The sequence below is a fragment of the Rhodococcus sp. IEGM1339 genome, assembly GCF_050321925.1.
GTDB classification, from domain to species: Bacteria; Actinomycetota; Actinomycetes; order Mycobacteriales; family Mycobacteriaceae; genus Rhodococcus; species Rhodococcus pyridinivorans.
Window position 1 is genome coordinate 1 of the sequence record NZ_JBNQFT010000034.1, and the last position, 12,513, is coordinate 12,513.

Sequence of the window (12,513 nt, forward strand, 5' to 3'; positions counted from 1 at the left end):
TACGCAAAAGGCGGTGCGCGAGGCATTGCCGCACGCGCAGCTGGTGGTGGACCGGTTCCACCTGGTCAAGAAGGCCAACGAGATGGTCGATACCGTCCGACGCCGGGTCACCCAGGCCGAGCGGGGTCGGCGCGGCCGCACGAGCGATGTCGAATGGATCAATCGACGACGGCTGTTGCGGGCCGCGGAGCGCCTAACCGATGAGCAACGATCGGCCCTGTTCGAGAAGCTGACCGCCGCGGATCCGCACGGGGACATCGCCGCCGGATGGATAGCGAAGGAACTGCTGCGCGATGTGTTGCGCTGCACCGACCGTGGTGGCCTTCGCCATGAGATCCGGGACAGACTGTATCGGTTCTACACGTTCTGCGCGGCGTGCCGGGTCCCGGAGATCGGCAAGCTGACGACGACCATCTCGGCGTGGCAAGAACCGATGATCCTGGCGATCACCACCGGCCTGTCGAATGCGCGCAGTGAAGGCTACAACCGCATCGTCAAACACGTCGGCCGCATCGCGTTCGGATTCCGTACCCCGGAGAACCAACGCCGCCGGGTACGCTGGGCCTGCACTCGTCGATCACGTCGGGTCGCATCCAGCCGGCACCAATGCCACTGCTAACTGCGAAGAGCCGCATAAGCACCGGGGTCGACTCGGCCGAGATCAGCCCTTGGACCCGATACTTCTGCGGCAGTCCTACTCACATTGCCGGGCTGCCCTTGTAACCGACGTTCGCAGTCGCGACTACCGAAGTCGACTTGCCGTCGTGAAACTCCTCGAGCGTGGTCACATTGCACGCCATGCACAGGGTGCGGAGATCGTCACCGCCGAATGCACAGGTGACCGACCAGGCCCCATCGATCGCAACCCTGTCGGTGATCTCTCCTCCCTCGACAACTCGGTAGAAGCCACTGTCCGACTCGAGGGTCAACGCGTTGCCGAACCACACACCGCCGTCAGCGTCGAGTGCGATGCCATCCGGGTGAACGGAATCGTCGAGCTGGGCCCAGATTCGTTCGTTGACCAGGCTTCCGTCTTCCTGGATGTCGAACGCCGTGATGCAGTGCCGCCATGTCTGGGCGGTGAGAAGAACTCTGTCCGGGGTGATCGCCATGCCGTTCGGGAACAGAACCTCACCACCGACGGGGTTGACGGAGCCGTCTGCAGACACATGGACCAAGCGTGTTGTCTTCGGGTCTTCCTCCCCCAGAGCGAAACCGAAGTTTCCGACGTACGCATCACCTTTGCCTGTGACGATCATGTCGTTGCCGATGCCGCCGGCGTACTGGCTGAAGTCAGCGTGCACCGACTGTGTACCGTCAGGCTCGATCCGCACGACGGTTCGATCCATCTGTGACACGACGAGGACCGAACCGTCATCCAGGAAGCCGAGTCCCGATGGCGAGCCTTCGACCTCGGCGACGTCCGTGTACGAACCGTCGGCGTTGAACGTCTTCACCGTCTTGCTGAAGAAATCACTGGCCCAGAGCTTGCCATGGTGCCAACGAAGACCTTCGAGGAACTGGTGACCGGTCGAGAAAACGGCCGAGCGGTGCTCTCTCATGATGTTCTCCATCCCGCCGCGAGGGATTCGCGGCGATGGTCATTGCTCGAGGAATGAAGGGGGCTTGTGTCCGGTGTGTCGGGTCCACTCAACGGTGCACTGTGCCTTTGGCGCGGTCCGCCGCGAGCTCCCGCAATTTGAACTTCTGGATCTTCCCGCTTGCCGTCCGCGGCAACTCGTCGACGACGATCAGGCTTTCCGGGAGCTTCTGCCGTGCGATGTTGCGTTCGATCAACCATCCGGTGAGATGCTCGAGCTCGATGTCGACTTCGGGCTCCGGTACAACGATCGCGCAGACTCGTTCTCCGAGGACGGGATCCGGCGATCCGACGACCGCGACGTCGGCGATCATCGGATGGGCGAATAGGTGGTCCTCTACCTCTTTGGCACTGAGATTCTCGCCGCCGCGGATGATGATGTCCTTCTTGCGGCCGACGATCTCGAGGTAGCCCTCGGTGTCGAGACGTCCGAGGTCACCGCTGCGGAACCAACCGTCCGCGGTGAACGCACTGTCGTTGAGCCGGTTGTCGAGATATCCGAGGAACATCTCCGGCCCGCGCAGCAGAATCTCGCCGGGAATCCCTGGGGTCACGTCCTGCATGTCGTCGTCGACAATTCGGATCTCCGCAGACTTGATTGCTCGGCCATCTGTCGTTGCTCGTTTGGTCAAGGGATCGTTGCGCTTGCCGGCCGATGCCGTCGGAAACTCCGTCGATCCGTAGACACGCGCAACCAGTGCATCAAGGGTGTCGGTGGCCTCGATGACCAGGTCAGGGGGAACATCGGCGCCACCACAAAGGAAGTTCCTCATCGAGGAGAAGTCATGTGACGAGCCGGACGGGTCGTGGACGATCCCGTGCAGGAACGGAGTCGCAGCGACCGTCGTGGTGCAGCGGTACTCGTCGATCAGACGCATGCCCGCCTGCGGACTCCAGACATCGAGCAGTGCCACGCCGCTGCGCAGCATCGGTGGTAGCTGGATCCCGTACAGGATTCCGGTGATGTGTCCGACCGGCGACGGCATGAAGATCACATCGGATTCGCTCAGTTCGAGAAGGTCGGCGATGCTGCGGTTCTCGTAGTTGAGAGTGTTGTGGCTGTGCATCGCGCCCTTGGGATCGGATGTGGTTCCCGAGGTGTACAGCAGTAGCACCACATCGTCCGGTGAGCGGTCGACACGGTTCGGCTTTTCCGCACCGTCGACGAAGGCGTCGTACCGAATGCCGCCGGCTGGGCTCCCCTCACCGACTACTACGACGGTAGGTGGTTCGTCCAGTTCACGAGCGATCTCGCAGGCCATCGCCGCGTAGTCGAAGTTCCGGAAGACCGACGGGACAAAGACGATTCTCGAAGCGGACTGCCGCAGAATGAACGCGGTCTCGGTATGCCGGTAGATCGGGATGATCGGGTTGCTCACAGCACCGATACGTATGGCAGCCAGATGGACCACGCACGCTTCGATCCAGTTCGGTAACTGCCACGAGACGACATCGCCAGGCGCAATGCCATGCGCTTGCAAGGCGCTTGCCAACGCGTTCACTGCTGCGTCGAACTCGGCGAAGGTCAACGATCGGGTTGGCTCGGCGAGTGCCATCCGGTCCGGTACCGCGGCGGCTGCGGTCGCCAGATAGTCGTCGATGAAGGCGCCGTCCCAATCCCCGGACGCCACGTAGTCGCTAGTGGGAGCGACATTTCCACCTCGTGGGATCATCAGACCGCCTTCGCCGTGCTTGCGTGTTCTGTGGTCTGCGCCAATGCTGCCGCACCGACCATCTCTTCCAATGCCCGGGTATCGCCGTACCAGGGCCGTAGGGCGAGCGCTCGTTTGTAGAACCAGTGCAGATCGACCTCGGCGGTGAATCCGATTCCACCGTGCACCTGGATCGCGTCCTGGCAGACCTCGACGGCCACCTTGGAAGCGTGCGCCTTCAGCACAGCTGCGTCGACCGCTGTCGGCGCCTCGCTGTTCACCAAGTCCGCGAGTACGGAATCGCAGAGATTCCGGACCGAGGCGGCATGTACATGCATATCGGCGATGATGTGCTTGATCGCCTGGTAAGACCCGATCGGGCGACCGAATTGCTCACGCTCCTTCGCATAATCGATTGTGGTGCGTAAGCAATGGGCGGCGATTCCACTCAACTCACATGCGACGAGCGTTCTGACCCACGAACGGATCTCTTCGATCAGCCTCGGCGCTGCAGACGGATCAGCGAGCGGCGTGCCGGCGACGTCGTCCAGACCAACCGAAGCGAAAGACGAGAGCGGATCTGCGTTGGCATCGGCCTGGATCATCTCGACGCCTCCCGCATGGGGATCGACGAGCCATAACTGCTGATCATCCGAAACGACGACCAGCTGCGTCGCATCACCACCGAACCGAACGAGGTGACAGCGTCCGAAGAGTCTGCCGTTGCGGACGGTGATCGATCCGCCGTCCCAGTCTCCGGTGGCGTGCGGATCGACGAGGGCCAACTGTCCGTCACCGCTCATCGCTGCCTTGAACGCTGCGCGGGCGGTCTCCGGTGCATCAGCGGCCAGAACAGCTGGAAGTAGCGAGTTCTCCAGCAATGGCCCCGGTACCAGGTACCTGCCGTACAGGGTGAACAACGGTCCGAGCGACGCCATCGGAAGCCCCAGCCCGCCGAACACCTCGGGTACAGAGGTAGCGAACACTCCCATCTCGCCGAGAACACCACCGAGCTCGGTGACCCTCCTCTCCGAGAGCACTGCGCGTCGGGTGGCGGAATCGTAACTGCGTGCGAGGAAGTCTTCCAGGCTGTTGGCCAGTTCTGCAGTAGTGGTGTCGTCAGCCACGAGGGAGTCCTAGCAGTCGTTCCGAGATGATATTTCGCTGAATCTGAGAGGTGCCGCCATAGATGGAGGTCGCCCGCGAATAGAGGTGGTCATGTGCCCACCGATCTGATGCCAGCCCCAACGGCCGACTTTCCTCGACGGCCCGGTATGGACCGAGAAGCTCGGCGATCTCCCCGAAAACTATCTGCTCGACCTCGTTGAGCAGAAGCTTATCGACGGAATCCTCCGGAGTCGGGACCTGTCCCGCAGTGAGTCGCGCGACCGTTTTCTGCGTTTGCGCGCTCAGGACTTTCAATGCAACGTGCGCCTTGCCGATCGCTATGCGTACACGGCGTCCGAGCCCGGTTTCCGGCGCGGGAAGCCCATGATCTCGAAGCGCAGCGACGGCGTCTTCGAACGCGACTTCGTAATCGACTCGCCGGCGCAACGTGTAGGCAGCACGCTCGATACCGAGAGTGTGCGTCGCAACAGCCCAACCGCCGTTGAGCTCTCCGACAAGATTCCGCCGCGGAACGCGCACTTCGTCGAAGAAGACCTCACAGAATTCGCGGTCGCCCGTCATCTGCTCAAGGGGCTTCGGCGTGATTCCCGGCGTGGACATATCCACTAGCAGGTAGCTGATTCCGGCGTGCTTGTGTGCAGCAGGGTCAGTACGAACGAGCAGCGCACACCATTGCGCCTTGTGCGCCCAGCTGGTCCATACTTTCTGTCCGGAGATCACGAACTCGTCACCGTCGAGCACGGCCCGGGTGCGCAGCGAGGCAAGGTCCGACCCGGCCTCGGGTTCGGAGAAGCCCTGGCACCAGATGTGCTCACCGGAGAGCAGCTTCGGTAGGAGTTCTTCTCTCTGCCACTGCTGGCCGAACTCGTCGATCGACGGTCCGACTACGTCGAGGCCGATCAGACCGATAGGCATCGGCGCCCGGGCATAAGCCAGCTCTTCAGCGAACGCCAGTTGGTGCAGATGGGACAACCCTTGGCCGCCGGCCTCCTTGCTCCAGCTGATGCCCAGCCCTCCGGCTTCGAACAGCGCTCGCTGCCAGTCGCGCAGAACATCGAATCGCTCGTCGAGATCGAGGGGAACGGTGGGAATGTCCGCGTCGGCCAACCACGCGCGGACCCCGGACCGATATTCGGCCAGATCCGTCGTCATCGTGGTCACCTGCCCGTGTAGTGGGGAGTACGACGTTCGAGGAAGGCGTTGACTGCTTCCTTGGAGTCCTCGTAACCGGACAGTTCACCGGTGAGCGACTGCTCGTACTCGTAACCGGACTCGAGGTCCATGTACTCGACGGTGTTCATACTCAGCTTCGCGAAGCGCAACGCGGCCGGGCTGTGTCGAGCAAGTGAATCGGCGAGTGCCTGGGCGCGAGTCATCAGCTCGTCGTTCGGCACGACCTCGACGATCCCACCGAACTTGTAAATGTCTGCGGCCGGCACCATGTCACCACTCAGATGCATCAAGCGGACCATGCCTTGTGGGACGAGACGCGAGAGATGCTTGGCGCCACCCATAACCCCCACGTTCACTTCCGGCAATGAAAATCGCGCGTTCTCCGCAGCCACGACCAGGTCACACGAGGCTGCAATACACAGGCCCGTACCGACCGCCGCACCCTGCACCGCTGCCACCGTCGGCTTCGCACTGTCCCGGATCGAGAAGAAGGCCTCGCGTACCTGCTTCATGCGTGCGGGCGAGTTCTCCGGCGACAGGGTCTTGAATTCTTCCAGGTCGTTGCCACCGCAGAAATGCTTGCCGCGGCCTGCGACGACGACGACACGCGCGTCGGGAAGGTACTTGTCGACATTATCGAAGAACTGCTTCAGTTCGACGTACATGTCCTGGCTGACCGCGTTGGCCGGCGGGCGATTGAGCCAGACCGTCGCAGTCGGGCCGGACTCCTCGAACTCGATAAACTCGAACGTTTCCATGCTGGTCCATCCTGTTCTGAACACCGTGAGCAAGCCCCGAGCTGCCGACATGAAGTCTATGAACGCTAATCTCGAACAGGTCGCTTGCCTCGTGAGATGAGAGCACACTATGGACCTTATCGGTGATTTGTCAACGGGCACTAATCTCTCGCCCCGAGCCGGGGCGCAGATGCCGCCGACATCTCCGCACACCTAGCTCCGGATCGGAATGCCTGTTTGCCCAGAATCTTTCGCCTATGGGCCGCAATATCCACGTCGGACACGCAGCGCACCAGAGCAGGCCGCGCAGTGACACATGCAGCCATCGGTCGGGTCGCCCCTTCCTCACCAGACCGCCCCGACCCCCACCACAACCTCCCACACAGCGTGACCCATGTCACAGTACGATGTCAAGGGCTACTAACTACAAGCCCTCGCGCGGCACTACACAATGGATCCCCCCATGTCGACGCAGACACCCAAAGCGACCCGCAAAGGACCAGTGGCACCCGATAATCGTCGAGAACCTGCCCCCGCCAGCAGCGATTCGCAAACCAACTCCGTCCCACCAGTGACAACAAGTCACCGAAGGCTGAGAAGATCTCCCGATCCGAACCCCTCACCTCGACCCGAGAAGTGCACCGCTCGCCGGTCACGCAACGGCACACGTTCGGCATCGAAGAGGCGTGTCCCGCGACCGACGCCAGCGGTCCTCACTCGCAGCCTGCGACGATCCGTCTCGCTGCACACCTACGACCATCCTCGGCCCGTCGAAATCTCGGACACCTTGCAGAGAACCATGAATCACTCGTCGGACACGGCGAACCGATCAGCGTCCATGCCCTCCGAACGATATCTGGAGGTTGTGCAGAGCATCGACGAGGCCGACCGGCGGAAGACCAACCATTGACGCATCGGCGATACGCGGCGGGCGCGAAGAAATCCGGGGCAGGCCGACGCATCCCATCCGGCACCATCACGGGTCGACTCGGCACAACCTACGCGGGTCACGCCTGGCGCAAGGCCTCTCACCGTCCCGGTGAACACCGGTCGCCACCTCGGCATCTGCGAATCGAGCATGAGCTCAATGAAGTTAGCGTCGGTTTCCATCAGCAAACGTCGTACCATCCGCACTCCGAGCCTGAGACCGTCGATTCCCCCACTCGACCTGATCAACACTTCTGTGGAACACCTCTTTTCATAGAGGTCACATGTACGCGCTTTGTACGCCCGCGCACCAGATCATCGCGAACACAAATTAGTGATCCTTGACATATTCTGACGACGAGGGCACCATCGTCCCATTCGGAGAGTGTGCGTTAGCGCTCGATGACATTCGTGAACTCGGGGCATCGAAGGGTGCCCGCTGCGGCGTCCGACATCGACTTTGTCCAGACCAGCGATCGATCAAATGAATCGAACAGCCCGAGGCTTCAGATCCAAGGTGCGAAAGGAATACACAATGGTCTCCCTACTCGAGGACACTCGTCCCGTAACCGAGGAGCTCGACGTACTGGTAGTCGGCGGCGGGTTCGCCGGCGTCTACGCGCTCGAACGCCTGCGCGCGTTGGGGTTCACGGTGAAGCTGTACGAAGCAGGCCCCGAGGCCGGCGGTGTCTGGCACTGGAATCAGTACCCCGGCGCCCGGGTCGATACCGAGGCCACGGCGTACCAGTTTTCCGACGAGCGCATCTGGAAGGAGTGGGACTGGTCGGAGATGTTCCCCGGTCAGGAGGAACTGCAGGAGTACTTCCGCTTCGTGGTCGACAAGCTCGAACTCGGTCCGGAGATCAGCTACAGCACTCGCGTGGTCGCAGCCCGATTCGACACCAGTCACGATCAGTGGGTTGTCGAGTCCCGCAACGAGAATACCGGTGAAACCTTTCTGACCCGGGCACGGTTCTTCCTTCCGATGCTCGGTACGGGTTCCAAGAAGCTCATCCCGAACATCGCTGGGCGCGACACCTTCAAGGGCGACATCTTCCACACCGCCGAGTGGCCCAAGGGCTACGATATGCGCGGCAAGCGCGTCGCGGTGATCGGAACCGGCGCCAGCGGTGTACAGGTCATCCAATCGATCGCCCCGCAGGTGGAGTCGATGACGGTCTTCCAACGCACGCCGTCGATGACGCTACCGATGTATTCGGCCAAGCTCGATCATGCCGCGAACGAGGAGCTACGCAAGAGCTACCCGAAGTTCTTCGAGTTCCGCAACCAGACATTCGGTGGTCTCGCCTACGATCTGGTCTACAAACCGACAGCCGAGATGACCGACGAGGAGTTCACCGAAGGACTCGAGAAGCTGTACGCCGAAGGAGGCCTGCAGATCTGGCTGGGCGGTTACGCCGATCTGTTCTTCGACGTCGAGGTCAGTAACCGAATCTACCGTTTCTGGCGCGACAAAACCCGCGGCCGGATCAAGGATCCCGTCCTCGCCGAGAAGTTGGTTCCGACCGAGCCTCCGTATCCCTTCGGCTCCAAGCGATGCCCGCTGGAGTACACATACTACGAAGCCTTCAACCAAGACAACGTCGAGCTCGTGGACGTCAACGACAACCGCATCGATCACATCTACGAGAACGGCATCGTCACCGCTGATGGTGTCGAGCGCGAATTCGACGTCATCGTCCTGGCGACCGGGTTCGACTCGTTCACCGGTGGCCTCTGCGACATCGACATCGTCGGCACGAACGGTGAGACCTTCGGCGAGACCTACGCGAACGGTGTTCACACCTTCCTCGGCCGTGCCACCTCGGGTTTTCCGAACATCCTCTTCGTCTACGGACCGCAGAGCCCGTCGGCTTTCTGTAACGGACCGACCTGTGCAGAGCTCGAAGGAGACTGGGTGATCGACTGCCTGGTCAGTATGCGTGAGCGGGACCTGACCCGGATCGAAGCGACGCCGGAGGGCGAGAAGGAGTGGCAGCAGCACTTCGAGGAAGTCACCGCCGCCACGATCTTCCCGCTCGCGGACTCCTGGTACATGAATGCCAATGTGCCCGGTAAGAAGCGGGAACTGCTGGCCTATCCCGGTGGTCTGGTCCAGTACCTGAAGAAGAACCAGGAGGCGGCAGAAAACGGTTACGCCGGTTTCGTCCGCACCTGAACACAGTGATGTGATGGCACGGGCGCTCGGGTCGGACAACCCCAGCACCCGTGCCGTCACTGTTGAAGTAGATGGATGCGTTGCTCCACTGTGCGAGCTCGACGTTCGAGCCCGAGGTCACCGAATACTCGCTCATGGCGATAAACACTGCGCTCGAGCAGTTTTCGGAACCTCGGCAGGTCCTCCGATCCGAACGACACAGTCGGGACCTGGCCGGCATCCGACCGACGTCGACTACGCCCTCAGGTCCGAACACACCAATATGGACGACGTCGACGCCGATCTGTCACGTACGGCCCACCAGGCGGTCGTCTCCAACTCCGGTGCTCCGACCGGTCGAGAGCGGGAGAAGGGTCCGGTTCGAAAACAGACCTACAGATCGGAAGGCAGAGGCGTGCCTGACCCACGCGTCCCAGCACGCCGGTCGACATCAGTCTGCAAACAGGGCACGCACTACCCGATCGAGCTCGGATTCGAAGTCCGGGGAGCAGAGGAAATGGGGAATCCGCACCAAGTCGTGCACCACGGTGACCGCGATGCTCACGAGCGACTGCGCGGCCGCCGGGTCGACATCCGGCCGGACCGAGGAGTACCACCGGCGCAGCTCGGAGACAAAATCGTCATTGATCCGCTCGAAGCGCTCACGATCCTCGTCTGGAAGGTAGTGCCCTTCGGTCAGTGCCACGGCGAGGAGATCCACGGCCTCGATTCCGAGACGCACGTACCCGGAAATCAACGCGGACAACACTTCGGCCGGATCAATGGAGGTGCGCAGCGCTCGAACGACCTCCAATGCTCGCCACTCGGCGAATCGCTCCATCAATGCGACGAGGATGCTCGATTTGGTCTTGAAGTACCGGTAGATCGCCGGACCGGCGAACCCGACATCCGCTCCGATATCGTCGATGCTGACGCCGGCATATCCACTGCGACGAAAGGCTGCCGCCGCGGCCGCAAGCAACTGTTCGCGCCGCGCCATCGGCACGTTCTCGACAGTCGGCGTCTCCCGGCGACGCACAGGTTCGACTGTCGGCGCAGCGATGATCCGTTCGCATGCCGTTGCCATCACGGTAGCGAGACGAGACCGCGAAAGCGCGCTGTCGTAGAACGCCGGGCTGGTCAAGACGCTGACAACCGCCCAACTGCGAACATCGGTTGCGAACGCGCCGAGGCCGGGGTGGCACGGACGGATCAGTCGACCGGCAACGTTGTCCGAGATCCACACTGCCCTGCTTCGTACGGTTCGGAAATCATCCTCGTCCAGATGGCGCGCTTCACGCTGCCACAGCACCGACAGCCGGCGACTTTCGATACCGACACGCGCCAGGTAGTCGAGATGCCGGGCCAGATCCTCATCCGACTCGACCTCTGAGATCGAATCCAGAGCGTCGATCCAACGCTGTTGATCCTCATCGATGATGCGGGCGAGGAGTTCCTGCTTGTTCTTGAAGTGCCGATACACCGCACGCGCGGTGACTCCACTCGCCTCGGCGATATGGTCTACGCGAACGGCGTGAAAGCCCCTGAGTGCGAACAGCTCGCGTGCATTGTTCGCGATCTGCACATTGCGGTCTTTCGGCCGACGTGACGTCGGTGCGATTCGGGCTTCAGCCCCCATGGGTCTCTCCGTTCGTGACGGACTCAGCTCCGGACCTCGCCTCCGGTAGACACGTCGCGTCGCTGTTGAGCATGTCGGTCCAACTACGCCCCAGCCAGGGCGCTCCCCCGTCGGGTCGTGCGAGACTGCTACGTCGCTCCGGTTGAACGAGCACAGACCTCATCCAATCTTCCGAAGACACTTCGCAGCCACACACCGGCCACGACAAGTTGTTACCTCAGGTTACCTAATTTGCGTCTGCGACCCGACATGAACCACCCGCAAGCACAGATCATGCAGGTTGTTTATCTCAGATGAGAGGTCAAACCACCATCTGGAGACGATCACTGACAGTTATGGACCATTGACTTACCATCCTATCGATCGGTAGGATCGGCCGAATGGACGGTCCGAAGACCGAAGGCTGAAAAGTGAAGAGCTGCCCGGTATTCCCACACCGTCCTGGTCCGTCCGTTCCCAAGACAGACAAGATGCCGGAGGCGTCCTTCCACCGCCACAGCCATCCGAGCGGCACGCGAATCAGCGTGAATCACCGCCCTGGCCCGGCGCCCTCAGATCCGGATTCTCGCTGACGATGTCGAGAAGAATCTCGATGACGGCCTGCACCCGTGCCAGGCGAGCCAGTTCTCGCGGAACAACCAACCAATAGGTTCTCTCGGCCACGAACTTGTCCGGGAGTACGGGCACGAGATCGGGGTCGGCATTACCGATGTAGGTCGGGAGCGGTGCGATACCCACTCCGTACCTGACCGCCTGATAGTGGCCGGTGATGTTGTTCGTCTGGACTTGCGCGCGATCTTCGGGCAGGAGACGCTCGAGTCGACGTAGCGGCTCGACGTCCAAGATGGCGTTCACGTACCACACCAACGTGTGGTCCTCGAGGTCGTCGAGGGACTCGATGGCACTGTGCGAGTCGAGGTAGCGACATGATGCATAAAGACGCAGGTCGTAGTTGGCCAGCTTGCTGACGGACACCGATCGTGGTGACGGCCTTTCGAGAGTGACTGCGAGGTCGAAGTCGCGACCGGTCACCAGATCGTGCGTGGTCGACGTACGCAGCTCGGTGAACAGGTCAGGGTGTCTGTCGCGCACCATGCCCAGTCCCGGAACCAACACATAGGCGCCGAAGCCGTCCGGGGTGAGAATCCGGACAGTGCCGTGAAGACTGCCGGATCCAGCGGACGATGTCGCGTCGAGTGCAGCCAACAGAGTCGATTCGACCGCTTCTGCGTACGGCACCAGACGCCGGCCGGCCTCGGTCAGTTGCCATCCCGACGATCCCCGGTCGAACAGTCGCGCTCCCATGTCTTTTTCGAGTCGGGTGATCCTGCGCGACACCGTGGTCTGATCGACGTCCAGCCGTTTGGCCGCGTCCGCGATCCGCCCGGTCCGTGACAACTCCAGCAGAAAACGCATGTTATCGGCGGTGAACATCCCACTCCCTTGCTGCTGCAAAATTGCAGTTATCACTGCGAAGATACTCGTTGACCGCGGCACAT

General features: G+C 61.7%; 9 protein-coding genes. 2 read left to right on the forward strand and 7 right to left on the reverse strand.

All coding sequences use genetic code 11. The annotated features are described in order from the left end of the window. On the forward strand, positions 1-619 hold a 619-nt coding region (locus ACQR3U_RS21965; protein ID WP_428692134.1), incomplete at its 5' end, for an ISL3 family transposase. A 79-nt stretch (positions 620-698) separates the two neighbouring features. Here the strand turns inward: ACQR3U_RS21965 and ACQR3U_RS21970 are convergent. From ACQR3U_RS21970 to ACQR3U_RS21990, 5 genes are all read right to left on the reverse strand, one after another. Then, positions 699-1,562 carry an SMP-30/gluconolactonase/LRE family protein gene (locus ACQR3U_RS21970; RefSeq protein ID WP_230811455.1) on the reverse strand — a complete coding sequence of 288 codons (864 nt, stop codon included), beginning with the start codon at positions 1,560-1,562 and terminating at the stop codon, positions 699-701. A gap of 88 nt (positions 1,563-1,650) precedes the next feature. After that, complete coding sequence (locus tag ACQR3U_RS21975) at positions 1,651-3,231, reverse strand: AMP-binding protein (RefSeq protein WP_230811456.1); 1,581 nt, start codon at positions 3,229-3,231, stop codon at positions 1,651-1,653. A gap of 41 nt (positions 3,232-3,272) precedes the next feature. Beyond that, positions 3,273-4,379 carry an acyl-CoA dehydrogenase family protein gene (locus ACQR3U_RS21980; RefSeq protein ID WP_006550537.1) on the reverse strand — a complete coding sequence of 369 codons (1,107 nt, stop codon included), beginning with the start codon at positions 4,377-4,379 and terminating at the stop codon, positions 3,273-3,275. After that, the gene (locus tag ACQR3U_RS21985; protein ID WP_230811457.1) at positions 4,372-5,532 is read right to left on the reverse strand and encodes an acyl-CoA dehydrogenase family protein; all 1,161 of its coding nucleotides are present in this window, start codon (positions 5,530-5,532) and stop codon (positions 4,372-4,374) included. Before ACQR3U_RS21985 ends, ACQR3U_RS21980 begins: the two co-directional genes overlap by 8 nt. Before the next feature lie 5 nt (positions 5,533-5,537). After that, on the reverse strand, positions 5,538-6,311 hold the full coding sequence (locus ACQR3U_RS21990; protein ID WP_230811458.1) for an enoyl-CoA hydratase-related protein: 774 nt from the start codon (positions 6,309-6,311) through the stop codon (positions 5,538-5,540). A gap of 1,441 nt (positions 6,312-7,752) precedes the next feature. Between ACQR3U_RS21990 and ACQR3U_RS21995 the strand changes: the two genes are divergently transcribed. Then, positions 7,753-9,396, forward strand: a complete 1,644-nt coding sequence (locus ACQR3U_RS21995) for a flavin-containing monooxygenase (RefSeq protein WP_230811459.1) — start codon at positions 7,753-7,755, stop codon at positions 9,394-9,396. Between the two features lie 430 nt (positions 9,397-9,826). Here ACQR3U_RS21995 and ACQR3U_RS22000 read toward each other — a convergent pair whose 3' ends face one another. Together ACQR3U_RS22000 and ACQR3U_RS22005 are read right to left on the reverse strand one after the other, a co-directional pair. After that, positions 9,827-11,014, reverse strand: a complete 1,188-nt coding sequence (locus ACQR3U_RS22000; protein ID WP_230811460.1) for a TetR/AcrR family transcriptional regulator — start codon at positions 11,012-11,014, stop codon at positions 9,827-9,829. A gap of 519 nt (positions 11,015-11,533) precedes the next feature. Further along, entirely contained in the window at positions 11,534-12,448 is a 915-nt protein-coding gene (locus tag ACQR3U_RS22005; RefSeq protein WP_230811471.1) for a LysR family transcriptional regulator, read from the reverse strand. Positions 12,449-12,513 lie beyond the last annotated feature (65 nt).

Excerpts from the sequence above, each read along its gene's own strand:
- ACQR3U_RS21985 (WP_230811457.1), bottom strand. The coding sequence starts at position 5,532 with ATGACGACGGATCTGGCCGAATATCGGTCCGGGGTCCGCGCGTGGTTG.
- ACQR3U_RS21995 (WP_230811459.1), top strand. The coding sequence starts at position 7,753 with ATGGTCTCCCTACTCGAGGACACTCGTCCCGTAACCGAGGAGCTCGAC.
- ACQR3U_RS21970 (WP_230811455.1), bottom strand. The coding sequence starts at position 1,562 with ATGAGAGAGCACCGCTCGGCCGTTTTCTCGACCGGTCACCAGTTCCTC.
- ACQR3U_RS21990 (WP_230811458.1), bottom strand. The coding sequence starts at position 6,311 with ATGGAAACGTTCGAGTTTATCGAGTTCGAGGAGTCCGGCCCGACTGCG.
- ACQR3U_RS22005 (WP_230811471.1), bottom strand. The coding sequence starts at position 12,448 with ATGTTCACCGCCGATAACATGCGTTTTCTGCTGGAGTTGTCACGGACC.
- ACQR3U_RS22000 (WP_230811460.1), bottom strand. The coding sequence starts at position 11,014 with ATGGGGGCTGAAGCCCGAATCGCACCGACGTCACGTCGGCCGAAAGAC.